The organism is Streptomyces sp. NPDC007863 (assembly GCF_040633895.1).
In the GTDB taxonomy this organism is placed as follows: Bacteria; Actinomycetota; Actinomycetes; order Streptomycetales; family Streptomycetaceae; genus Streptomyces.
Genome location: NZ_JBEYEI010000012.1, coordinates 227,256 through 247,646 on the forward strand (window position 1 = coordinate 227,256; position 20,391 = coordinate 247,646).

The 20,391-nt window shown below is 69.4% G+C and carries 27 protein-coding genes and 1 pseudogene; 11 read left to right on the forward strand and 17 right to left on the reverse strand.

Annotated elements, in window-relative coordinates; all coding sequences use genetic code 11:
• Window positions 1–70: 70 nt before the first annotated feature.
• The 10 genes from ABZ621_RS20685 to ABZ621_RS20730 form a co-directional block, all read right to left on the reverse strand.
• Entirely contained in the window at window positions 71–1,222 is a 1,152-nt protein-coding gene (locus ABZ621_RS20685; protein WP_360606490.1) for a tyrosine-type recombinase/integrase, read from the reverse strand.
• Window positions 1,222–1,410, reverse strand: coding sequence for a helix-turn-helix domain-containing protein (locus tag ABZ621_RS20690; RefSeq protein ID WP_189953710.1), 189 nt, complete (start codon window positions 1,408–1,410; stop codon window positions 1,222–1,224). Before ABZ621_RS20690 ends, ABZ621_RS20685 begins: the two co-directional genes overlap by 1 nt.
• On the reverse strand, window positions 1,407–2,774 hold the full coding sequence (repSA, locus tag ABZ621_RS20695) for a replication initiator protein RepSA (RefSeq protein ID WP_360606492.1): 1,368 nt from the start codon (window positions 2,772–2,774) through the stop codon (window positions 1,407–1,409). Before repSA ends, ABZ621_RS20690 begins: the two co-directional genes overlap by 4 nt.
• A 90-nt stretch (window positions 2,775–2,864) precedes the next feature.
• Window positions 2,865–3,188, reverse strand: coding sequence for a SpdD-like protein (locus tag ABZ621_RS20700; RefSeq protein WP_360606494.1), 324 nt, complete (start codon window positions 3,186–3,188; stop codon window positions 2,865–2,867).
• A 44-nt stretch (window positions 3,189–3,232) separates the two neighbouring features.
• Window positions 3,233–3,391, reverse strand: coding sequence for a hypothetical protein (locus ABZ621_RS20705; RefSeq protein ID WP_107063396.1), 159 nt, complete (start codon window positions 3,389–3,391; stop codon window positions 3,233–3,235).
• A 13-nt stretch (window positions 3,392–3,404) separates the two neighbouring features.
• On the reverse strand, window positions 3,405–3,599 hold the full coding sequence (locus ABZ621_RS20710) for a mobile element transfer protein (RefSeq protein ID WP_360606496.1): 195 nt from the start codon (window positions 3,597–3,599) through the stop codon (window positions 3,405–3,407).
• A gap of 17 nt (window positions 3,600–3,616) precedes the next feature.
• Entirely contained in the window at window positions 3,617–4,276 is a 660-nt protein-coding gene (locus tag ABZ621_RS20715) for a DUF2637 domain-containing protein (RefSeq protein WP_360606498.1), read from the reverse strand.
• Window positions 4,277–4,363: 87 nt separating this feature from the next.
• A complete protein-coding gene (locus tag ABZ621_RS20720) occupies window positions 4,364–5,719 on the reverse strand; it encodes an FtsK/SpoIIIE domain-containing protein (protein ID WP_360606500.1) in 1,356 nt (451 codons plus the stop codon).
• A gap of 2 nt (window positions 5,720–5,721) precedes the next feature.
• The gene (locus tag ABZ621_RS20725) at window positions 5,722–6,078 is read right to left on the reverse strand and encodes a hypothetical protein (protein ID WP_360606502.1); all 357 of its coding nucleotides are present in this window, start codon (window positions 6,076–6,078) and stop codon (window positions 5,722–5,724) included.
• Between the two features lie 138 nt (window positions 6,079–6,216).
• The gene (locus ABZ621_RS20730; protein ID WP_360606570.1) at window positions 6,217–6,996 is read right to left on the reverse strand and encodes a GntR family transcriptional regulator; all 780 of its coding nucleotides are present in this window, start codon (window positions 6,994–6,996) and stop codon (window positions 6,217–6,219) included.
• 18 nt (window positions 6,997–7,014) lie between these two features.
• Here ABZ621_RS20730 and ABZ621_RS20735 point away from each other — a divergent pair, with 18 nt between their 5' ends.
• From ABZ621_RS20735 to ABZ621_RS20750, 4 genes are all read left to right on the forward strand, one after another.
• On the forward strand, window positions 7,015–7,482 hold the full coding sequence (locus tag ABZ621_RS20735) for an NUDIX domain-containing protein (protein ID WP_360606504.1): 468 nt from the start codon (window positions 7,015–7,017) through the stop codon (window positions 7,480–7,482).
• Between the two features lie 20 nt (window positions 7,483–7,502).
• Complete coding sequence (locus ABZ621_RS20740; protein WP_360606506.1) at window positions 7,503–7,709, forward strand: e9imm peptide; 207 nt, start codon at window positions 7,503–7,505, stop codon at window positions 7,707–7,709.
• Between the two features lie 560 nt (window positions 7,710–8,269).
• On the forward strand, window positions 8,270–9,394 hold the full coding sequence (locus ABZ621_RS20745) for a DUF262 domain-containing protein (protein WP_360606508.1): 1,125 nt from the start codon (window positions 8,270–8,272) through the stop codon (window positions 9,392–9,394).
• An 8-nt stretch (window positions 9,395–9,402) separates the two neighbouring features.
• Window positions 9,403–9,915 (forward strand): HEPN domain-containing protein, encoded by a 513-nt coding sequence (locus ABZ621_RS20750; RefSeq protein WP_360606510.1) that lies wholly within the window; start codon window positions 9,403–9,405, stop codon window positions 9,913–9,915.
• 463 nt (window positions 9,916–10,378) lie between these two features.
• Here the strand turns inward: ABZ621_RS20750 and ABZ621_RS20755 are convergent, their stop codons facing one another.
• The 3 genes and pseudogenes from ABZ621_RS20755 to ABZ621_RS20765 all read right to left on the reverse strand — a co-directional run.
• Complete coding sequence (locus tag ABZ621_RS20755; RefSeq protein WP_360606512.1) at window positions 10,379–11,074, reverse strand: GntR family transcriptional regulator; 696 nt, start codon at window positions 11,072–11,074, stop codon at window positions 10,379–10,381.
• An 8-nt stretch (window positions 11,075–11,082) separates the two neighbouring features.
• Window positions 11,083–11,307, reverse strand: a complete 225-nt coding sequence (locus ABZ621_RS20760; RefSeq protein ID WP_360606514.1) for a hypothetical protein — start codon at window positions 11,305–11,307, stop codon at window positions 11,083–11,085.
• Between the two features lie 382 nt (window positions 11,308–11,689).
• Window positions 11,690–11,964: pseudogene (locus ABZ621_RS20765) on the reverse strand (hypothetical protein); the annotation flags it as partial.
• A 78-nt stretch (window positions 11,965–12,042) separates the two neighbouring features.
• Between ABZ621_RS20765 and ABZ621_RS20770 the strand changes: the two are divergent.
• The 5 genes from ABZ621_RS20770 (at window position 12,043) to ABZ621_RS20790 (ending at window position 15,854) form a co-directional block, all read left to right on the forward strand.
• Entirely contained in the window at window positions 12,043–12,798 is a 756-nt protein-coding gene (locus tag ABZ621_RS20770) for a GntR family transcriptional regulator (RefSeq protein ID WP_360606516.1), read from the forward strand.
• 24 nt (window positions 12,799–12,822) lie between these two features.
• Window positions 12,823–13,017 carry a hypothetical protein gene (locus tag ABZ621_RS20775; RefSeq protein WP_360606518.1) on the forward strand — a complete coding sequence of 65 codons (195 nt, stop codon included), beginning with the start codon at window positions 12,823–12,825 and terminating at the stop codon, window positions 13,015–13,017.
• A gap of 623 nt (window positions 13,018–13,640) precedes the next feature.
• The gene (locus ABZ621_RS20780; RefSeq protein ID WP_360606520.1) at window positions 13,641–14,198 is read left to right on the forward strand and encodes an SMI1/KNR4 family protein; all 558 of its coding nucleotides are present in this window, start codon (window positions 13,641–13,643) and stop codon (window positions 14,196–14,198) included.
• Window positions 14,199–14,595: 397 nt separating this feature from the next.
• The gene (locus ABZ621_RS20785; RefSeq protein ID WP_360606522.1) at window positions 14,596–15,087 is read left to right on the forward strand and encodes a hypothetical protein; all 492 of its coding nucleotides are present in this window, start codon (window positions 14,596–14,598) and stop codon (window positions 15,085–15,087) included.
• A gap of 281 nt (window positions 15,088–15,368) precedes the next feature.
• Entirely contained in the window at window positions 15,369–15,854 is a 486-nt protein-coding gene (locus ABZ621_RS20790) for a DUF4231 domain-containing protein (RefSeq protein WP_360606524.1), read from the forward strand.
• Window positions 15,855–15,864: 10 nt separating this feature from the next.
• Here the strand turns inward: ABZ621_RS20790 and ABZ621_RS20795 are convergent, their stop codons facing one another.
• Complete coding sequence (locus ABZ621_RS20795; RefSeq protein ID WP_360606526.1) at window positions 15,865–16,623, reverse strand: GntR family transcriptional regulator; 759 nt, start codon at window positions 16,621–16,623, stop codon at window positions 15,865–15,867.
• A gap of 191 nt (window positions 16,624–16,814) precedes the next feature.
• Between ABZ621_RS20795 and ABZ621_RS20800 the strand changes: the two genes are divergently transcribed.
• Together ABZ621_RS20800 and ABZ621_RS20805 are read left to right on the forward strand one after the other, a co-directional pair.
• Window positions 16,815–17,042, forward strand: coding sequence for a hypothetical protein (locus tag ABZ621_RS20800; RefSeq protein ID WP_360606528.1), 228 nt, complete (start codon window positions 16,815–16,817; stop codon window positions 17,040–17,042).
• Window positions 17,043–17,194: 152 nt separating this feature from the next.
• A complete protein-coding gene (locus tag ABZ621_RS20805; protein ID WP_360606530.1) occupies window positions 17,195–17,458 on the forward strand; it encodes a DUF2277 domain-containing protein in 264 nt (87 codons plus the stop codon).
• Here the strand turns inward: ABZ621_RS20805 and ABZ621_RS20810 are convergent.
• The 3 genes from ABZ621_RS20810 to ABZ621_RS20820 all read right to left on the reverse strand — a co-directional run bounded on the left by ABZ621_RS20810 (window position 17,418) and on the right by ABZ621_RS20820 (window position 19,640).
• A complete protein-coding gene (locus ABZ621_RS20810) occupies window positions 17,418–18,050 on the reverse strand; it encodes a VTT domain-containing protein (protein WP_360606572.1) in 633 nt (210 codons plus the stop codon). The genes ABZ621_RS20805 and ABZ621_RS20810 overlap by 41 nt on opposite strands.
• 229 nt (window positions 18,051–18,279) lie before the next feature.
• Window positions 18,280–18,750: a DoxX family protein gene (locus ABZ621_RS20815; protein WP_360606532.1), complete on the reverse strand. Its 471-nt coding sequence runs from the start codon at window positions 18,748–18,750 to the stop codon at window positions 18,280–18,282.
• 245 nt (window positions 18,751–18,995) lie between these two features.
• Window positions 18,996–19,640 carry an HNH endonuclease family protein gene (locus ABZ621_RS20820; protein WP_360606574.1) on the reverse strand — a complete coding sequence of 215 codons (645 nt, stop codon included), beginning with the start codon at window positions 19,638–19,640 and terminating at the stop codon, window positions 18,996–18,998.
• Window positions 19,641–20,391 lie beyond the last annotated feature (751 nt).

Below are 20,391 nucleotides of genomic sequence, written 5' to 3' on the forward strand. Positions count from 1 at the left end.
ACGAAGGCCCCGGACCGATCATGGTCCGGGGCCTTTGACATCCACTTCTGACATCAACGAGTGCGGTCGATCACGACCGGGGACGGCTCCTGAGCAGCCGATCCACGTGACTCACGGCCTCCCGCTGCGTGTCCTGGACGACGTGCGTGTAGACGTTCATCGTCACGGCGATCTGGCTGTGCCCGAGGATCTCCATCACGACGCGGGGCGGGACGCCGGCGGCGGTGAGGAGTGTCGCCGTGCCGTGCCGGGCGTCGTGCAGCCGGACGACGCGGAGACCGGCGTTCTTCGCGACGCGGGTGAACGAGCGGTAGAGGTTGCGCGGCTCGATGGGCTGGCCAGTGCGGGTGGTGAAGACGTACCCGGTCTCTGTCCACTTCTCCCCGGCACGCTCGCGGGCGGCGGCCTGCTTGAGACGCTGCCACCGCAGGGGAGCGACGCAGATCGCGGGGAGGGGAAGCGTCTGCTTGCGCCGGCGCCCCTTGGGGTCGTCCTCGTACACCTCCCCGGCCACCCGCTGTCGCTGCGTCCTGACCCGGATCTCCCGCTTGTCGAGGTCGACGTTCTCCCAGCGGAGGCCGACGACCTCTCCGCGGCGGAAGCCGAGGGCGATGGCGAGGACGAAGGCGGCGTACAGCGGGTCCTTCCGGGCGGCGGCGAGGAAGTCGAGCGTCTCGTCCAGGGACCAGGGGGAGAGCTCCCGGGCGGCGACGGTCGGCGGCTCGACGAGCGTTGCGACGTTTCGGCTCACCAGCTCCTCACGGCATGCGGCGGTGAGGGCGGTGCGGAGCACGCGGTGCGACTCCTTGGCGGTGGCGGCGCTGGTCTTCTTCTCCAACTGGACGAGGAAGCGCCGGACGTCGGCGACGCTGAGGGATTCCAGCCGCTTGGAGCCGAGCATCGGGACGAGGTAGAGCCGGACGTGCACCTCGTACTTGGCCGCGGTGGTCTTCTTGCGGCGCGGCTTGACGATGTTGTCCAGCCAGTACGGCAACCACTCGGAGAGCTTCATCGAACGGGTCGGGACGGGAACGCCGTTGTCGACCTTGTCGAGGAGCGCGCGGCGCTTGGCGTCGCACTCGGCCCAGGTCTTGCCGTAGGCGAACTTCCGGGCCCGCGTGCCGTCGGGCTGGAGGACGTAGACGGCAGCCTGATAGCGGCCGTCGGACCGCTGGGTGATGGTGCCGGCCCCGTTGGGGTTGCGCTTGCGCTGGGTGGCCATCAGGCGGCCTCCTCGATCTGGTGGTCGATGAAGTCCCGGACGGCGTCGATGGGGACGCGGCGCGACCGGCCCACGGTGATCGAGACCAGGCGGCGGGACCGGATGAGGTCGTAGACGGTCGAGCGGCCGAGCTTGAGCCGCTCCATGACCTCCGGGACGGTGAGGAGTTCGGCGGTGGCGGTGGTCATGCGGCGGCTCCTTCCAGGCGGAGTGCTTCCCGTGCGGTCTGGCGGTTGAGGCGGATGTCCCGGGTGATGGTGGCGGCGAGGGCGGCCTCACCGGGGGAGTGGCCGTGGCCCGCGTACTGCCAGGAGGCGAGGACGAGCACGGTGCCCGGGTCGGCGTGGCCTTCCTGGGCGGCTCGGTAGTCGGCGCGGATCTGACGGAGGGCGCCGAGGGTGGTCGAGTAGCGGCGGGACTTGGTGGAGAAGTGGCCACGGAAACCAAGCATGTGGGCCCAGGCGGTGAGCTTGCGGTCCGGGTAGAGCGGTGCCAGGTCCAGGCAGGCTTCGATGAGGCGGCGGGGGTGGTCGGGGACGTCCAGGAGGTCGAGCACCTCCCGGTTGCCGATCCGCCGGTCGAGGCTGCCGGTCGTCTCGGCAGCCTTGGTGGCGTACTTGGCGACGTACGCGGCCACGGCCTGTTCGGTGATGTCGGAGCCGTCCCCGAACGCCTTGACCGGACGGATGTCGAGCTGACGCCCCCACTGGAAGAGCCGGCGCGGCTGATCCCCGGCGGCCGGGACGGTGACGGTGGTGTACGCGTGGACGGCGGCGGCCCGGATCGCGTCGTCCAGCAGCGGCACGGTGGCCCAGGAGGGCGGCGCACTGGCGGGCCCGTCCGGTCCGTCGAGCCTGATGACGGCGTGGAAGTGGATGGCGCCGCGCTTCTGGAACTCGGCGACCTTCCCGTACGAGACCCGCAGGACGTCCTTCATGGCGCGCTGCGTGAGCCCCGCGCGGGCGGCCAGTTCGCGGCGGAGGCGATTGGTGAAGCGCTGCCAGAGCTGTCCGGCGTAGTTGTTGAAGAGGACGGCGCCGGCGTAGTCGTACGAGTCGGGATTGAGGGCCGTGCCCAGGGCGGGGTCGTCGTCCCGGTGCCGGGTGCCACAGCGGCAGGCGCCCCGGTCGGGTCGGTTGTGGACGGGACCGAAGGACGGGGCGGTGAGCGTCGCGAACACGCGGGGGTGGTCGCGGACGGTCGCCGGGATGTCCTTGGTCTCGTCACCGGCGAGGCCGGCGCGGATCAGGTGGTACGTGTCCCCGGCGTACGTGTGCGCGCAGGAGGGGCAGCGGGAGGCCCGGCGGTTGCCGCAGGCGACGCGGAGGCGTCCCCCGGGCTCCGTCTCCGTCGAGTACCGGCGGAGGGTCTCGCCGGACGTCCGGTCCTTGGCGAGGGACCAGCCGGTGAGGTGGACGGGGTCGGAGCAGCCGCCCGTGCGGTGCACCTGGTCCTTCCAGCGGTCGAAGTCGGGGTTCGCGGCCACGCGGAGGACGTCGTGCAGGGTGGCCGGGTCCAGGCCCGCCGCGGTCGCGGCGATGGGCTGGGCCATGATGGGTCTTCCTTCCGGTCGAGAGATCGGCGAGGGGTACGGCTCCCGGGCGGCGGATGCTTGGCGGTATCGAGGCCGCCCGGGGGCCGGTCAGCGGCGGCGCTTGTTCGGGGACGTGAGCAGCGAGCGGACGACGACGGCGCAGACGGCGACCGAAGCGGCGGTGACGGCGGTCGCGAGCAGCATCGAGACCAGGACCGTGCCGACGACCAGGACCACAGCGGTGCCGGCGCCGACGACGGCGAGGACGCTGCTGGGGGTGATCTGGACGGTGGGCCGGGCGGTCGGGACGACCGGAGCCGCGGCCGGGGGCATGGTCTGCGACACGGGCTCGACGGCGGTCGGCTGGACGACGGCGGGCGGGGCGGTGACGCCGACCGGGGTCGGCATGGTGGGGATCTTGGGGCGGAGCATGGGTGGTTCTCCTTTCCGGGCGGGGCGGATCCGTACGGGTCGGGTCACTCGGAGACGGCGGCGTCGATGACGGGGGCCAGGAGGCTGTCGGCGAGGAGGAAGCCGCCGAGGAGGAGCACGGCGACGAGCCACCAGGGCGGGCGGATCAGCTTGATGCCGAGGGCGCCGACGACGAGCAGGGTGAACCAGAGCGGGACGTCCACGGACGGTCTCCGTTCAGTCGGTAGGGCGGCAGCGGTGGGTGCGGGCGGCGAGCTGGGCGGCCGAGGAGCTGGAGTAGTCGGCGGACCAGCCGCAGCGATCGGCGGTGCAGACGGCCGCGTACTTGGTGCGGCCGTGGCGGTCGCGGTGGGTGCCGATCTGCACGGGGCCGATGCGCATCAGGGAATGGAAGTAGTCGCGGGCGGACATACCGGTCTCCTTCCGAGTCAGGCGAGTTGGGCGGCGATGGCGCTGGCCATGGGCGCGGGGACGCCGAGGCGGGCGCGGAGGGTGTCGGTGTCGATGGGGAAGCCCGTACGGGCGTGGTGGTCGGCGGCGATCTTCCGGGCGTGCTCGACGAGCGCGGCCGGGACGGCGGGAGCGGGGTCGGGCTCAGGGGCCGGAAGGACGGGTACGTCGACCGGCTCGCTCTCCACCTGAGTCACAGGCTCGGCGTCCCCACTGTCCTCCGGCTCGGGTACGTACTCCGGCTTTGCAGGCTCCGGCTCGACAGCCGGGGCAGGGGCAGGCGCGGAGTGGGCGAGGAGCGTTCCCCCCAGGAAGGCGACCGCGGGCCATCCGGCGACGCCGAAGCGCAGCCAGGCGGGCGGGTCGGCGAGGTCGAGGAAGCCGGCGGTGGCGACGTTGGCGCCGAGGGAGGCAAAGAGCGAGACCAGGAACCAGCACCAGGCGAGGCGGGACGAGCCGTCCGCGCGGAGCCGGCGCCAGGCGGCGACCAGGAGGAGGTCGACGGAGACGGGGTAGGCCCATGCCTTCCATCCGGTCTGCCCGGCAGCGGCGCCCAGGTCGTGCAGGTGGGCGAAGGACAGTGCACCTGCGATCAGGGCTTGGACCAGCACGGCGTCGAGGCGGAGCTTGCTGGTCATGACGGCACCTCCTTGGTGGGCGTTTCGGGCATGGCGGGGTAGGGACGTGGCGCGAGAAGGCCGCGCCGGCCAGGGGAGCGGGGAGCCTCAGGGAGTCGCCGGGGCCGCAGAGGCCGGAATGGCCACGGGCACGGCGGGCGAGGCGAGGACCGGCCGGAACGCGTCGAGCGCGGGCAGTTCCGGGGTCAGGTGGGCGTGCTTGTTGCAGGCGTCCACGGCGGCGCGGAGCGAGGTGTGGGGCGTCCGGATACGGGACCAGCCGCCGGAGGCGTCGCCGGTGATGGCGAGGCCGGGAGTGGAGACGGGGATCTGGACGGTGGCGAGGGCGGCGTCTGGCGCGATGTCGCCAAAGGCCATGTTGGCGCTGGTCTCGTCGTTGACGCGGTGGGCGGTACGGACGCTGAGCTGGGCGCGGAGCATGGTGATGCCCTTGCCGAGTTCGGAGCCGAAGCGCTGTCCGCAGATCTCCAGGTAGATGCCGGCGGCGCGGCCGAGCTGGGCGAGCCGGGCGAGGGCGGTGATGATCCGGTCGCGCCGCTTCTCCTCGTCCTTCGTGGCGAAGAGCGCGAGTTCGGCGACCTCGTCCACGATGAGGACGATGGGAACGGGCCGGAGGCGGTCGGGGAGGTCCCAGATGTCGGCGGCGATGTCGGCGTCCGGGGTGTCGGCGGTGATGCGCTGTTCGGCGCGGATGAGTTGGTAGACGTCCTCCATGTGCGCGATGAGGGCATCGAGCAGGTCGGCGGCGGTATCGGGGTTGTCGGCCAGCGCGGAGAACCGCCGGGCCAGAGGGAACAGCTCCACCCCCTGCTTGCAGTCGATCCCCACCAAGGCGACTTCCTGAGCGGCGAGTTCGACCACCAAGTTCCGTTGGTAGACCGACTTCCCCGACTTGGTGGCGCCGATGGTGAGGGCGTGCGGCGTGGTCCGGTAGTCGCGGTAGTGGACGTCTCCGTCCTCACGGAGGGCGACCGGCACCCGCATGGTTGAGCGTTCGGCCCCCGCCGGCATCTGAACCCGCCTGAGCACGTCGTACCCGGTCATCCGGAGTTCGACCACACCGGAGCGGATCTCCCGCGAGGTGACGCCGAACATCCCGAACGAGTGCCGGAGCCGGTCGCACGAGGCCGCCACGTCGAAGGCGTCCTGCCCGGGCCGGAGCCCCAGCCGTAAGACGAGCCCGGTACGGGTGGGCCGGAGCCGCAGGATGCGTGGTGCCCGCGGCTCGGGGACGGGCCGATTCGCCATCCGGGCGATGGCGAGACGCCAGCGGGGCGGCGGAACGGTGAGCCCGCAGGCGTCCATGACCGCCCGGTATCGGCCGAGGACCCGGCATGTGGCGAACGTGACGCCGAAGGAGAGCCAGTACCAGGCGGGCCGCCGCCACCGCAGGAGACCCGCGAGGACGGCGACCAGCACCACGGCGGCGATCAACCACCGCATGATCAGGCGGCCTTCGGCATCGAGGCGCCGGCGGCGAGCGAGGTGACGGCCACGGCCCGGAAGGCGATGCCGTGCCGACGCTGCCCGTTGAACTCGCTCTCCCACGGCCGGGCGACGAGCCCCGTGATCGCCACGGGGGTCCCCATGGCCAGGTCGGCGGAGACACCGGTCTCCGGGACGGTCACGCTCAGGATCTCCACCTCACCGTTGGCCGCGAACATGACGTCCACGGTCGACAGCGCGGTCCCGGTCTCTGCGTCCATGGCGCGCTCGCCGGTACGGCGGTCCTTCACCTTGGGCTGCGGGGGCTGGGCCACCATCACGGTGGCGGCGGAGGTGTCGACGGGAATCTGACGCACGAAGATCACTCCTCTAGAAGTCCTGAACTCCTCCACTCATGTACATGAGTGACATGAAGAAGAGTGCACCACTCCTATACATGAGTCAACCCGCCCGGACGAAGAAGTCCGAGCGGGCTGGCAGGAGTTGACCGTACGTCAGTCGGCAGCGGGGATCCGGTACTCGAAGACGAACTGGTCAGCGGCCATGAGGGTGTCGCAGACCTCGACCACCCGCCCGGTCTTGGTGACGGCGTTCCGCAGCAGGTGAACGACAGGAGCACCAGGACTCAACGCCAACTCGGACGCTTCGGCCTTCGACGCCGGCCGAGCCTGGAGCGTCTCCACGAACTCCTCGAAGACGTGCCCCTCACCCTCAAGCCGGGCGTAGATCCCGCCAGGCCCAGGGTTCTCGGAGAACAGCTCAGGGATGTCCTTAACGACGTCCCACGGCAGATAGGACGAAGCAGTCTCGACGGGCGTCCCGTTCCGGAAGTACAACCGCCGTCGGGCCAGCACCTGAGCCCCAGGCTCGACCCCCAACCGCGAGGCGATCTCCTCGGAAGCCTCCATGGGCCCGATGAACAGCACGCTCACCTTGGCCGTGGCCCCGGACTGGGCCGACTCAGCCAGATAAGCAGCCTTCCCGCCCCGCCGATGAGACGCCCGGAACCGATCCGACGACCGCAGCCGCACAGGCGGCCGGTCCTTCACGATCGACCCCTTACCGTGCCGCGTCTCCACGAGCCCACTGGCCCGCACCTCGACCATGGCCTTCCGGATGGTCCCGCCGGCGACGCCGTACCGCTCGACAAGCTCGGACTCGCTCGGCACCAGGTCACCAGGCTTGAGAACGCCGGCCCGGATCTGCTCCACGATCTCTTCGGCGATCTGGACGTACCGGGGTACCGCCCTGCCACCCCCTGCAGTCGTACCCATAGTCCTCTTCACTCTCCTATGCTCCTGTACATGAGTAACAGCGCCCAGAAGACGACGTCAACGCCACTGCACTCCGTGTCCGTCGCGGGCGCAGTCGTACGCGAAGACGGCCGCCTCCTGGCGATCCGCCGAGCCGACAACGGCACCTGGGAACTCCCGGGCGGCGTCCTCGAACTCACGGAGTCCCCCGAAGCCGGCGTGACCCGCGAGGTCTGGGAGGAGACGGGCATCCGGGTAGAGGTGGAGGAGCTGACCGGCGTCTACAAGAACACCACCCGAGGCGTCGTCGCCCTGGTCTTCCGCTGCAAGCCCGCTGGCGGCGAGGAACGAACCTCCGCCGAGTCCACCGCGGTCGAATGGCTCACCCCGGAAGAGATCACCGCCCGCATGACCGAGGTCTATGCAATCCGCCTCCTCGACGCCCTAGACGACAAGGGCCCCCACGTCCGCAGCCACGACGGCCGCCACCTGATCACGCAGCAGTGACCACACAGCCACCGCGGCGAATGCCCCGCGAAGAAGCGATCCTCCTGGTCGAGCGCCTGATGAACCCGGAGACGCCCGAGGACCAGTCCTCCGAGATCCTGACCGCGCTGCAACAGGGCCTGTCCTGCCCCCACATCAGCGATTACGTGTTCTGGGGCTCCGACTCCAACCCGACCCCGGAGAAGGTCGTCGACCGAGCCATGGCCTACAGACCGATCGCCCTCTGAGGCCAGCGCGGTAAGAGTTTCCCTACTTCATCAAGGCACCCGCCGCGCACGGCGCGGCGCGTGCGGCCCGTCGCCCGGGCCTGCGCTCCTGTCTCCGCCCCGCTCCAGCCCGACCGCCGGCCGCACGCCTGACAGCTCGGGTTGATGGGCGACGAACCACGACGCAGCCGAGGCGGTACGCGAGTGCGGCTCAAAACGATGCCTCCGGCGGGGGCGCTCCGGCTCCGGGATGGGAGGGGACCGTGCGCGGGTGCCGGCCGGTGGGGTGTGGCGGTGGGGAACTCCCATCCCGTCTGCCGTCGACCCAGGCAGAGCCGAGCAGACACAGCACCGGGCGTCCAGGTCGTTCGTCCAGTTGGGCGCTCCACCTGGACGCCCGGCACCGCGCCTGCTCCACGGTGTGTGGGTCGACGGCAGACGGGATGGGAGCGACACGTTCGCGTAAAGGAGGGTGGGCAGGCCCCCCGACGAACACACTTCCCTGGCGAGGCATCAAATGTAGGGGCCCATCTGCCCCCATGCCTAGCGCATGGTAGATCCCATTGCCCTAACCTTGACGCATGACCGATGGCGACCCCAAGACCTTGTTCGAAGTTGAAGAGGACAGCCTGACTCCCGAGGAGCAGGAGGATCTAGCAGCCGCAGAGCCTGAAGCCGAGCCTGTCACCTACACAGGTACAGATTTCGACGTCGAGGGACTCGTCCGCCGCTTGCACCGCGGCGACATCGTAATTCCCACCTTCGGGCACGGTGACACTTCCCTTGAAGTAGCAGGATTTCAGCGTGGCTTCGTTTGGCGACGCCCTCAGATGGATCGATTTATCGAGTCCCTTCTCATGGGTTACCCAATTCCCGGGATTATGCTGGTTCAGCAAGCCGATCGCAGATACCTAGTCCTTGACGGGCAGCAGAGGCTGCGGACTCTAGGGGCATTCTATGAGGGCGTACATGGGGGTCGAGAATTCATTCTCGATAATGTCGCCGATCAATTCAAGGGGCTAACCTATAGGACACTCGGCCCCGAATTGCGTCGCCAGCTCGACAATACTTTTATCCAGGCTACCATCGTCAAGACCGACGGTAGTAATCAATCCCTCGAATCGATCTATCAAGTGTTCGAGCGACTGAACTCCGGAGGAACTCAGCTCACTCCGCATGAGATCCGAATCGCACTTTACCCGGGGGCCCTAGTTGACTTCCTTGAGAAGCTCAATAAATCTCCAGAGTGGCGACAGCTCTACGGATCCCGATCTCTTCGTCTGCGCGATCAGGAGCTAATTCTCCGGATTCTAGCACTCTTCCATAATTCAGCCAGGTATTTCCGTCCGCAGAAGAAGTTTCTTAATGAATTCCTCGGGGAGCATCGAAACCTTGAGGGTCTCGATAGCGGAAAGCTGGAGTCCCTCTTCATCCAGGCTTCTAAGCTGCTATTGAGCGGACCAGGCAGGCAGGCCCTTCGCTTCCAAAGCTCCCAAGTGAATGCCGCGCTCGCTGAAGCTCTTTACGTAGGACTGATGCGTCGTATTGATGGGGGGACGCCACCTACTCCCGCCGATGTCGAGGTTGCAGTCGGCGCATTCACATCGAATAGGGAAACCGCTGTCACAATTTCCGGCTCGACCGCAACCGAAGAATATGTGCGCAAGCGTCTAGATATGGCCACCAAGGCGTTCATCGGCATCTAGGGGGGTGCATGGCATCGTCTTGGCCCCCACGTAACATCGTGGGGCTACGCAAAGCGATCGAGCCATTGGCCGAATGGGTCAGGAATCCCCCAGAAGGCCGCACGGATGATGAGGCAATCTGGCTAGTCAGATTCTTCGTGGTAAGAACTTGCGGTTACCTCGAACAGGTTGTATTCGAGTGCGCAAGGGCGTACATCGATGGGAAATCCGGAGGTGCCGTTAGGGTATTCTCGCAATCTTGGATAGCGAAAACAAAGAACCCTTCTCCGGAGAACATGCTGTCACTGGCCGGCCGCTTTGGGGGTGACTTCGAAGCTAGCCTGAGGGATCTGCTGGATGCCGACGATCAGCGGCTTAACCGAGAGTTGTCACTGCTTGTCAACCGGCGACACCAGATCGCGCACGGCTTGAATGAAGGCTTGACAGGAAGTAAGGCCACCGCCCTTTACGAATGCGCTCTCGAAGTAGCCGATTGGTTCCTGGAAAACTTGAACCCGAACAGCAAACCCCAGCGAAAATAATCCCCTGCTTTAGGGGCCTACTCTACAGGGGAAGTTACCTTGCCGAGTAAAATCCTCCTCGGTGTGCAGAGTGGGTGAAGAGGTGGAGGGGAAATTCTGCACCCCTCCACCTCTAGTATCTGAAATTTGCCTCAACCGCCAATTCTAGCGGAAGCCTCTAATTATTTTGTGGATCGATTCCATGGTGCCTGGAGACGCTGTCCGCGACTCTCTGCTACGCGGAGAACACTCTGCAAGGCTATGATCAATTCCGTGGACAAGTGGCGAATTTCTTTCGATCCCACCTCCTCGCACTTAAGAACATCCAGTGCGTGTGTCACGAGGATGCCGGCCAATCCGAGCTGAACTGCTTCAGTAGAGTCCGCCAGGCGAGATAGGCGGCTATTTCCGTCGTCGGTGCTCAGGAAGCACGGTTTGCCGTCGGGGCTGGACCACGGAAGGAGTCGTAGTTCGTTGCGAGAGGTCATTTGTCTGTCTTCCCTTCCTTGAGTGTCGGGTGGGTGGTGAAGACCGCGTCTGCGGCATCGCTGGGGAGCGCCAGGAGCGCGGCTTCGAGCACGCGGCCGGTGGAGTTGAGGGCGATGCGTGTGATGGTGAGGACCGTCCGCGTGGGGCTGATGCGGAGGGCGGTTGCCTCTTCCGGGGTGGGGAGGCGGGCGGTGACCGTCTCCTGGGTTTCCGTACGGCCCTCACCTCGACCGCCGGGCCAGGAGGGCGAGGCGAGTTGTGCGGCCGGTGCGAGGTCGCGGGGGATGTAGATGCGGGCCACGCTTCGGGGAGTCTCGCCCTCGTAGGTTGTGCAGTGAAACTCGGTCAGCGGGGTGTTGGGCGGGACCTTCAGGAGGTTCCTCAGGTAGCCGCGGGCCCGGATATTTGTCGTGCGGATGGTGGTCTGGAGGTTCGGGGCGAACGGTAGGCCAGCGCCGCCCGTATAGGTGATGCGGCGGAGTGGAGTGCGGACGAAGTTGCCCTTGCCGTGGGTCTTCTCGATGAGCCCTTCGGCCTGGAGGAGGGCGAGAGCCTGGCGAATGGTCGGGGTACTGACCTTGTAGTGGGTGGCCAGCTTTGGTTCCGAGGGGAGGCGGGCTCCGGGCTTGAGGCGGCCGGTGGTGATCTGGGTGCGGAGGTCTTCGGCGATGGTGTCGCGGAGGGTGGGCACGGTCGGGGTCACCACCTGTTCTGGACTCGGAGGGCGACCAGGCGGGTGCGGGGGTGCATGGTCAGTTGCTCGCCCGTTTCGAAGAGGAGGCGTTTGGCGCCAAGGGGGAGTTGGCGGAGGTCGGCCACTCGGCAGGGCTGACCGCCGATCTGGATGACGTCGCCTCGCTGGACGTTGATCGAGGTGATCTCGATGGGGGCGACCACGGCGCCGGTCGGGGTCCAGGGCTTCATGCCGTTGCCTCCGGGCGGGGCGGGATGGTCGCCGGCGTGTGGCAGGGGCAGGCGCATGCCTCGTAGATCACGGGGATATCGACCGGAGCCGTTGCCGGGGAGGAGTGGGCGCACTCGTGGTGGGTGCCGATCTGGCAGCGGGACGAGCGGTACGGGGTGGGCTTCGTGTGGGGCATCAGGCCACCCCGGGCGGCGTGGGGTGGGGGTGCTCGGCGGTGGGGGCGTGTCGGCCGGCGAGGGGCGTGCTCTCGCCGTGGGTGATGGTCCGTCCCGGTGGGGTGGTGCGGCGTAAGGGCTTGTGAGGGTGGGCGGTTCGGGCGTGCCGCGGTCTGGTGGGGTGGAGTGCGCGGCGGATACGGTTGCGCATGCTGATCAGCTCCCATCGCTGATGGCCGGGTCCCCGGACGTCGCGTGTCGCGGGGACCGCTTGTTCACGGCGGCCCAGAGGGTTCGGCCGCCCAGGCTGGTGGCGAGGAGACCGAAGCGGTCTGCCTGTGCCAGGACTTCCAGGACCTCCCGCCATGTCTCGGCGGGAAGGGTTTCCGGTACCTCCGCTTCGATCGACGTACCTCTGGCGTGCGCCAGTACGCGCGTGGTCAGTCCGAGTGCGGACAACCGGGCGGCGAGGGCCTCCGCGCTTACTTCGGGAGCAGGCACAGGGCAGCCTCCGTTACCGGTGATCACTTTAAGTGAAGCTAGTTAACTAGATTAGAGCTAGTGGACTAGATTTTCCATATGCCTGAGCAGCCGCCATACCTCCGTATCGCCGACGAACTGCGGCGGCGGATCGCGGAGCACGAGTGGAGTCCTGGAGACCGGTTGCCCTCGCGGGCCCAGATCGGCCAGGAGTGCGGGGTGGGCGAGAACGTCGTTCGCCGGGCCCAGGAGCTGTTGATCTCCCAGGGTGTGCTGGAGGGGCGGGCCGGGTCCGGGACCTACGTGGCCGAGCCCCGGGCGCGGGTGCGGATGGTGCGGTCCGCAGCGCGTGAGCAGCCCGACGGGTCGCCGTTCCGGGCGGGCATGAAGGCCGTCGGGCGGAACGGTGGCTGGGAGAGCCGGACCGATGCGAAGGCGCCCGCGCCGGCCGAGATCGCTGCACGGCTAGGGATCGGTGAGGGCGAGCTGTGCGTCCGGACCGTGTACGAGTTCCTCGCCGACGGGCGGCCCGTGCAGCTGTCGACGAGCTGGGAGCCGTACGACCTCACGGGCGGGACTCTTGTCGTTCTGCCTGAGGGCGGGCCGCACGCCGGCGCCGGTGTTGTGAACCGGATGGCCGAGATCGGTATCAACGTCAGTCACGCCGTCGAGCAGCCTGAGCCCCGGCAGGCCACCGCCGAGGAAGCCTCACTTCTCGGGATCCAGAAGGCCGCGCTCGTCACCCACATCCGGCGGACCTACTACAGCGACCAGGGCCGGCCTGTGGAGACGGCGGACATTGTCGTGCCCGCTGCGCTTTGCGAGATCGTCTATGAGATCCCGATCAATCGCTGACGGAGCACCACGCAAGGGGGAGTCATGGAGTCGCTCGGTTTTGCCATCGGCGGTCTGATCTGGGGCGCACCTGTTGCTGCTCTCGTGGTGCTGGTGGTTGTGACCCTCGCGGTCGGCCGATGGCGGCGGAAGGCCATTGCGGCCCTGGAGGGCGGGGAGCGGGCGGCGGACGGGCAGTACGCATCCGGTCGGACGGTCGGCACGGCGGAAGAGGGCTGAGCCCGTTTCCCGGGGCGTGTGCTGTCGGCGTGCTGCTGTCCGCCGCGGTTGCGCCTCCCCACTCTGCGCCGAGCGCTGGAAGCATTCCAGCGTCCGGCAACGAAGGGGGCAGGATGGTTCAGTCGAAGTGTGGTGCTCCTACCCAGAGCGGGGGCCGCTGCCAGAACAAGGCGATGACGGGTACCTCTCGGTGCTCCAAGCATCAGGGGCCGTGGTCGCCGTACGGGGTCGAGCAGCGGAAGAAGAAGGAAGCCGAAGCCAGGATGAAGAAGCTTCGGAAGAAGCGGTAGCGGGCCGTCGAGTGCGGCCGGCTGACATCTAAAACTGACATCAACGGCGACGGATGACGGCGGTCGCACACGGGCCGCCGTGGCGGTGGTGACCAGCGGTCCGCCCCTGGTGAGAACGCCCCGCACGAGCTTACAAAGCAGATGTCGGCGGTTCGAAACCGTCCGCGCCCACCAGCAGGTAGCACGACGAAGGCCCAGGTCACCGGTACTGAACCGGGAGCCTGGGCCTTGTTCGTTTTTGCGCACGGGATTGCCGGGTTTCCAGAGCGGCGTGTGCAGCTGGCGCGGGGGCGGGGCGAGGGCCTGGCAGTGGGGTCTGGCAGGGTGCCCCTCATGGACGACCAACCGACGCATGCGGCGGCGCGACTGAGGGAGCTGCTGGGTGAGCCGCCGTGCTGGGGCTGGGCGCGGCCGCAGCTGTGGGAGGCGGCCGAGGAGCACCTCGGGTTGGCCTTGCCGACGGACTACAAGGCCTTCCTCGACCTGTACGGGCCGGGCTCTTTTGACCAGCTCTTCTGGCTCGTCCGGCCGATCGAGGGGACACAGGCCGAACTGGAGCAGATCTGGTCGACGTCAGGACGCCCCCATCTCGACGACCCGGAGCGCACTCCGTTCCCCTTCCATCCCCACCCAGGTGGTCTGATTCAGTGGGGTGGAGGTGAGGACGGCACCATGTGCTACTTCCTTCCCGAGGAGGATGACCCCGACGACTGGCGCGTGGTGGTCGAGACGGAGGAGGGGAAGTGGCACGAGGCCCCTGGCTCCTTCACCGAGTTCCTCCTGAGCTGCGTCGAAGGCCCGCACCGCCCGCCCTTCCTAGGGCGCTACCGGCCCGGCCCGGTCCTGCGCTACCACCCGGAGGCCGAGGATGGCCCAGATCACCCCTGGTGAGCACCTGTCGGGCGCCTGGGTATCCGGTACTTGCGCAAGGAACTGGCTGCCGACGGCCATCGTCCTGCGGTACAGAGATGCAGACGACGTCATGAGACAGTGCATCGAGCTCTGACCGTGCGTGCCAGATGCGTGCCAGATCGAGTGGTCAGCCACGGCCACTGGAGGGGTACCGCGGTGATTACGCCCCTCGATAGCCGTCGCGCCACGCAGGCTGGCTGAGCTGCGATAACGGTGAGGACGTCGCTACCAGGCTTACAAAGCAGATGTCGGCGGTTCGAAACCGTCCGCGCCCACCAGTGCAAAGGCCCCGGACCGATCATGGTCCGGGGCCTTTGACATCTATTTCTGACGGCGGCTAGGGGCTCCAGGACCGGGAATCCGTTGAGGGGGAGCGGTGGAGGGCGTCTTCGACACGACCGGGAGGGCGCCGGAGGGCTGGATGCACGCGGTCTTCCACGGTGGTCCGTACGGGGAGGACGTGGGGCGCTGCGTCCCCGGCCCTCCCGCGCCGGGCACGCTGTCGGTTCCGCTGCCGGAGGGCGGTGTCCACGTGTACCGCCTGTGGACGGTGGGCTCGTGGTCCGACCCGGACGACCCGATAGCCGTGTACAACCCCGACGGCCCGCCGGTTCCGCCGCCTCTCCTGGCCGCCCAGGAGAGGCAGTGGGCCCGGGCATGGCGGCGGAGGCGGGGCCTCGGGCCTGTCGGGCTCGTCGCGCTGACCGACGACGGACGGATGACGTACGACCCTGATGCCGCTGCCGTCGAGGCGATGGTCGCCGGGCTGGGGGAACGGCAGTACGTGGTTCTCCAGAGGCTGACCGGCCACGATGAGGGTGACTTCTTCATCCGGGTCCTGCTCGCTGAGGACGGGTGCGACCGGTGAGCGCCGGCGGAGGCGATTGGCTTCCCGGGCGGAGGTCCGTGGCACCGTCCTGCGCTGGATGGCCGATCAGGCGAGCGGAGCCACGGCTGCTGCGTGTTCGATCCATCGACCGGTCACCCCGGAAGCGCCACAGAGGTGAGACCGGGCGTTCGGCGGGGCCTTCGGCAGGGCGCTGGGGCGTGTCGGGGGTGTGGTGGGTTGACGGGGGCGGGTGGGGTGGGTGTACTCGCGGGATGGTTGATGTGGGGGACGCTCCTGAAGTGGGGGCCGTCGGTGGGGATATGACGGCTCAGAAGTATGTGGAGACGCGGCTGGCGCAGTATCAGGAGTGGTACGACGTCAAGGCCGCGCGGATGAAGGCGATGCATCTGCGCATGCGGACGGTGTCCGTGGTGGGTGGGGCGTTGGTGCCGGTGTTCGTGAATCTGGACGCCGGGTTCGCGCGGGTGACCGCGACCGTGCTGAGTGTGGTCGTGGTGGCCGCGGTGTCGTTGGAGAGCGTGTACCGGTACCGGGAGCAGTGGAAGAACTACCGGTCCACCGAGCAGCTCCTCGGGCACGAGCGGGTCTACTTCGAGACGCGGGTCGGGCCCTATCGGGAGCTGTCGAAGCGGGAGGCGTTCGCGTTGCTGGTGGCCAGGGTGGAGAAGGCCATCGCCAATGAGAACGCCGCCACGTTGAACGTGATGACCCTGGGGGGTCAGGTCGGGGCGGATCTGGAGGGGAAGGGGGCCGCCGGCGCTGTGCCCGCCGCTCGGGAGGGGTAGGCGTCAGGCGTCAGGCGTCGAAGTCGTACTCCAGGATGTAGGACGAGGCGTCCAGGGTCATCTCGTTGAGTTCGACCGGGCGGCCCGGTTCCGTGAAGGCCGTGCGGCCGATGAGGACCACCGGGGTGCCCGGGGTGAGGGTCAGGCGGGTGGTCTCGTCCGCCGTCGGCATGCGGCAGCGGATCTCCTCGCGGAAGTGGACCGGGCGGTGGCCCAGCTCGGCCAGGCGGGCGTACGTGCCGCCCGGGCCCGTGTCGGGGCGGGTGACGGCCGTGTCGCGGACCAGGTCGGCGGAGAGGTACGAGACCGAGAGCAGCACCGGCTTGCCGTCGAGGACGAAGCGGCGGCTGCGGACGCAGACGGGGGCCTCCGGCGGCAGGCCGAGCGCGGCGGCGACCCTGGGGCCCGCCTCCTCCTCCGCCACCGTGATCTGGTCCACGACCAGGTCGCGGTTCTCCACCTCCGCCGCCCACACCGAACGCCCGCCCGCCCAGCCGTCCGCCGCCAGGCGCGGGATGCCCCTGCGGCGCAGCGGGCGGAAGGCGCGGACGAAGACGCCGGCCCCCTTCCGGGCCTCCGTGAGGCCCTCGCCGCGGAGGACCGAGAGGGCCTGCCGTGCGGTCATCCGGGCCACCTCGTAGGTGGACATGAGGTCGTTCTCGCCGGGGAGCCGGTCGCCCGGCGCGAAGTCGCCGGACTGGATCGCTGTTCTCAACTCATCTGCGATGCGCTGGTACTTGGGGCGACGAGTGCTGTCCTGGTCGGTCACGAGTGGACCACTCCCTTCGTCTGCGGGACACCCTAAGGGGCGCCCCGCGGCCAAGGTGCACACGTGTGCGCCGTCCTGCCCTCGTGATCCATCCATCGGGGGACATCTCTAGAGATACGTTGACAGGGCGGGGTCTCCGCGTTTCCCTGGGTGTCCCCACTGAGCAGTCGGGACCGGGACGGAGGGGTGGCGTGCAACCTGTACCCGAGGTCGGCGACCTCGTCCGCGACACCGCCACGGGGCGGGTCGGGTTCTTCGTGCGGAGCGATTCGGGGCGTTTCCTCATCCGGGCCGTCCACGGCGGCCCCGAGGCCGAGTGGGAGGCCGAGCCCCGGGACGTCCAGCTCGCCACGCCCCTGCGCGAGCTCCGCGCCCGCGCCGCCGAGCTCAACGCGCGCAGCCGGCGCGGGCTGAACTGATTCCGCCGGACGGGACCTGCCGCGCGTGGCTCTGCCGTGCCCGGTCGTGCCCGGTCGTGGCTGGCCGGATTTCGTCGGTCGGTACGGCGCTGTGCCCCGGGGGCCGTCCCGGCGCGCCGCCCGCTGTCAGTGGGGCGGGTCACACTGGAGGCATGTGCCGCAGCATCAAGACGCTCCGTCCGCCCGTCCTGCCCCACGAGGCCACCCAGGACGACATCCGCGCCGCCGCGCTCCAGTACGTCCGCAAGGTCTCCGGTTTCCGTGCCCCCGCCGCGCACAACCGGGAGGTCTTCGACCGGGCCGTCGACGAGATCGCCGACGCCACCGCCCGGCTCCTCGCCACCCTGGAAGTGAGAGGAGCGCACCACCACGCCGTCAGGACGCCGGAGCCGGAGCCGCGCCCGGGCGCCGTATGAGATAGCCGGCCAGTCCGCCGGCGAGCAGCAGCGCCAGGGTCGAGACCCCCGCGCTGAACCAGGTCGCGCCCAGCCACTGGCCGCCCAGCCAGCCGAGACCCACGCTGTACGAGGCCCAGATCACCGCCGCCAGGGCCGACCAGGGCAGGAACTCCTCCGGGCGCCGCCGCGCCGCGCCCGCGCCGAGGGAGACCACCGAGCGGCCGGCGGGGGCGAAGCGGGCCAGGACCACGATCAGGCCGCCGCCCCGGGCCAGGGCGGTGCCGAGACGTTCCCGCGCCACGGTCAGGCGGCGGGAGCGGGCTATCGCCCGGTCCATGCGCCGTCCGCCGCGCAGCGCGAGCCGGTACGCGAGGAAGTCGCCGAGCGCCGAGGCCCCCGCCGCGGTGAGCAGCAGCGGCAGCAGGGAGGGGACGTCCGCGGGCGCGGTCGCCGAGCCGAGGGCGGCGGAGGCGGCCGTGGCGGCGGAGATCACGAGGAAGCCGCTCGGCAGCACGGGAAGGAAGACGTCGAGCAGGATCGACGTCGCCACCACCGGATAGATCCACGGGCCCGCGGTCAGCGACCTCAGCGAGCCCATGTTGTCGAGCAGATTCACAGGGCCAGAGCCTACGCGCCGCCGCCCGGGCCCCCGCCGGGTGGGTACCGGCGGGGGCCCGGGCGGGCCGGGCGGGACGGGGGAGCGGGCCTGGCGGTGGGACGGGGGAGCGGGCCTGGCGGTGGGACGCGTGCCCGCGGTCCTGCGGTCGAGGCGTCGAGCGGTGGACGCGTCGAGTGGCGGTGGCGGCGGGGTGGGTGCGGCCGCGGGAGGGAGCGGGCCCTCAGGCCGCGACCGGGGTGCTCTGCTTCTCCGAGCCCCGCTCGGACTCCTCCGCGCGGGAGCCCTTCCCGCCGAAGAGGCCGTCGAGCGCCAGGGCGCCCGGGCCGGTGAAGATCAGCAGGGCGAAGGCCCAGCAGAAGAGCGCGGCGGTCTCGCCGTGGTTCTGGAGCGGGAAGAGGGCCTCGGGCTGGTGGGCCCAGAAGTACGCGTACGCCATCGAGCCCGAGGAGACGAGGGCCGCGCCGCGCGTGCCGAGGCCGACGAGGACCAGGCCGCCGCCGACGAGCTGGATCACCGCCGCGTACCAGCCGGGCCAGGTGCCGGCCGGGACGGTGCCGCCGCCCATCGCGCCGCCGAGGACGCCGAAGAGCGAGGCGGCGCCGTGGCAGGCGAAGAGAAGGCCGATGACGATCCGGAAGAGACCGAGCGCATAGGGCTGCGCCTGGTCGAGGCGGTGCGTGAGGGTGCTCATGGTGGGGGAACTCCTTCGGCCTGGCCCGCCCCGGAGAGGGGCGGACGTGGGGGACGGAAACCGAACGGCCGCCAGGTTAGGCACCCCTCATTAATACTTGCAAGTTCAAATATCTCGGATGAGGGGCCGTGGGGGGCGCGCCTGCGGTAAGAGTTCCGCAGGTCTGGACCACAGGCGCGCCGAATTCACGCCGTTTTCTCGCCGGGGCTTCCGCGGCGGGTCACGATGTGTCAGGAGGGAAGTGGTCAGCAGCCGTTGAGGACGGACTGGAGGGCGCTCTTCTCCGCCGAGTCGACGCTGAGGTTGTAGTGGTACTTCACGTGGACCCAGGCGCGGGCGTAGGTGCAGCGGTACGCGGTGCGCGGCGGCAGCCACTCGGCCGGGTCCAGGTCGCTCTTGGCCTGGTTGACGTTGTCGGTCACGGCTATGAGCTGCGGCCGGGTGAGGTCGTTGGCGAAGCCCTGGCGCTGGGCGGTGGTCCAGGAGCCGGCGCCCGAGCGCCAGGCCTCGGCGAGTGCGACGACGTGGTCGATGTCGAGGTCGGAGGCGGCGGTCCAGGTGGCGCCGTCGTACTGCGAGTACCAACTGCCGCTGATCGAGGCGCAGGAGGAGTCGGTGACGACGTTCGAGCCGTCGCGCTTGAGGACGGTCTCGCGGGTGTTGCAGGCGCCGGACTGGGTGATCCAGTGCGGGAAGAGGTCGCGGCTGTAGCCGGTGAGGGAACCTTCCGCCTTGACCGTGAGGGAGGCCAGGTAGGTGCGGGCGGTGGCGGCGCTGACCGGGGTCGGCATCGCGGCCTGGGCGGAGGGGGCGGTGGTGACGAGGCCGGTGAGGGCGAGGGCGGCGGAGGAGGCGAGCACGGCGGCTCGACGCGCGTAGACCTTGCCGATGGGCATGGGGGACTCCCTTGATTCGGTGGGACCTCGGCGGTTCGCCCGGTCCCGTGCGGTACCGGGCGACGGCCCGGTCATCGTGGCGGCGCGAGGTTTCGTCGGGGGGTGCGCCAGGTAACAGGGTGGCGACATGGACACGTCACATCAAGGGGTGTGACGTGTGCTGACGGAGCGCCAGGTTCCGCCGGTGGGGGGAGCGGAGGGGAATCGTCCGCGGTGACGCCCGGGCGCACGACCACCGCGTGGGGCGCCGTGCGCGACGACTGCGCGTTCCGCCGCGCGCGGTCACGGTGTGCCCTGCGGTGCGTGGTCGCCCTGCGCCCTGCTGCGCTTTCTGGGGCGCGCGATCACGGTGCCGTCCCGCCGTGCAGGGCCGCCGCCGCGCGTGCCCGCGTGCGGCCACCGCCACGCGCCGCCGCGCACGGCCGGACGATCCGGCCGCGCGCGGCGGCGTGCAGTGCGGTGTGAGGTTGGTGGCGCCCACGAGGCGGGTGGACCCGGCCGGCGGGCCGGGTGGGTCCGACGTGTGGGTCGGGGGTCCCAGGGGTGGCTGGTGGGCCCGGAGCGAGGGCTGGGGGCCTGGGGGGTGGGTGGAGCCCGCGACATGGGCGGGTGGGGGTCCCCGAGAGGTGGGTTGAGTGGCCCCGACGTGTGGGTCGGGGGCCAGAAGTGGCCGGTGGGCTCGGCGGGCGGGCTGGTTGGGGCCGGCGCGTAGGTCGGAGGTCTGGGGCGTGGGTGGAGCCCGCGA

What these genes read in the sequence shown, in the direction of transcription:
- ABZ621_RS20685 (WP_360606490.1), bottom strand. Translation starts at nt 1,222, where the DNA reads ATGGCCACCCAGCGCAAGCGCAACCCCAACGGGGCCGGCACCATCACC.
- ABZ621_RS20690 (WP_189953710.1), bottom strand. Translation starts at nt 1,410, where the DNA reads ATGACCACCGCCACCGCCGAACTCCTCACCGTCCCGGAGGTCATGGAG.
- repSA (WP_360606492.1), bottom strand. Translation starts at nt 2,774, where the DNA reads ATGGCCCAGCCCATCGCCGCGACCGCGGCGGGCCTGGACCCGGCCACC.
- ABZ621_RS20700 (WP_360606494.1), bottom strand. Translation starts at nt 3,188, where the DNA reads ATGCTCCGCCCCAAGATCCCCACCATGCCGACCCCGGTCGGCGTCACC.
- ABZ621_RS20710 (WP_360606496.1), bottom strand. Translation starts at nt 3,599, where the DNA reads ATGTCCGCCCGCGACTACTTCCATTCCCTGATGCGCATCGGCCCCGTG.
- ABZ621_RS20715 (WP_360606498.1), bottom strand. Translation starts at nt 4,276, where the DNA reads ATGACCAGCAAGCTCCGCCTCGACGCCGTGCTGGTCCAAGCCCTGATC.
- ABZ621_RS20720 (WP_360606500.1), bottom strand. Translation starts at nt 5,719, where the DNA reads ATGCGGTGGTTGATCGCCGCCGTGGTGCTGGTCGCCGTCCTCGCGGGT.
- ABZ621_RS20730 (WP_360606570.1), bottom strand. Translation starts at nt 6,996, where the DNA reads ATGGGTACGACTGCAGGGGGTGGCAGGGCGGTACCCCGGTACGTCCAG.
- ABZ621_RS20735 (WP_360606504.1), top strand. Translation starts at nt 7,015, where the DNA reads ATGCTCCTGTACATGAGTAACAGCGCCCAGAAGACGACGTCAACGCCA.
- ABZ621_RS20740 (WP_360606506.1), top strand. Translation starts at nt 7,503, where the DNA reads ATGCCCCGCGAAGAAGCGATCCTCCTGGTCGAGCGCCTGATGAACCCG.
- ABZ621_RS20745 (WP_360606508.1), top strand. Translation starts at nt 8,270, where the DNA reads ATGACCGATGGCGACCCCAAGACCTTGTTCGAAGTTGAAGAGGACAGC.
- ABZ621_RS20750 (WP_360606510.1), top strand. Translation starts at nt 9,403, where the DNA reads ATGGCATCGTCTTGGCCCCCACGTAACATCGTGGGGCTACGCAAAGCG.
- ABZ621_RS20760 (WP_360606514.1), bottom strand. Translation starts at nt 11,307, where the DNA reads ATGAAGCCCTGGACCCCGACCGGCGCCGTGGTCGCCCCCATCGAGATC.
- ABZ621_RS20770 (WP_360606516.1), top strand. Translation starts at nt 12,043, where the DNA reads ATGCCTGAGCAGCCGCCATACCTCCGTATCGCCGACGAACTGCGGCGG.
- ABZ621_RS20775 (WP_360606518.1), top strand. Translation starts at nt 12,823, where the DNA reads ATGGAGTCGCTCGGTTTTGCCATCGGCGGTCTGATCTGGGGCGCACCT.
- ABZ621_RS20780 (WP_360606520.1), top strand. Translation starts at nt 13,641, where the DNA reads ATGGACGACCAACCGACGCATGCGGCGGCGCGACTGAGGGAGCTGCTG.
- ABZ621_RS20790 (WP_360606524.1), top strand. Translation starts at nt 15,369, where the DNA reads ATGACGGCTCAGAAGTATGTGGAGACGCGGCTGGCGCAGTATCAGGAG.
- ABZ621_RS20805 (WP_360606530.1), top strand. Translation starts at nt 17,195, where the DNA reads ATGTGCCGCAGCATCAAGACGCTCCGTCCGCCCGTCCTGCCCCACGAG.
- ABZ621_RS20815 (WP_360606532.1), bottom strand. Translation starts at nt 18,750, where the DNA reads ATGAGCACCCTCACGCACCGCCTCGACCAGGCGCAGCCCTATGCGCTC.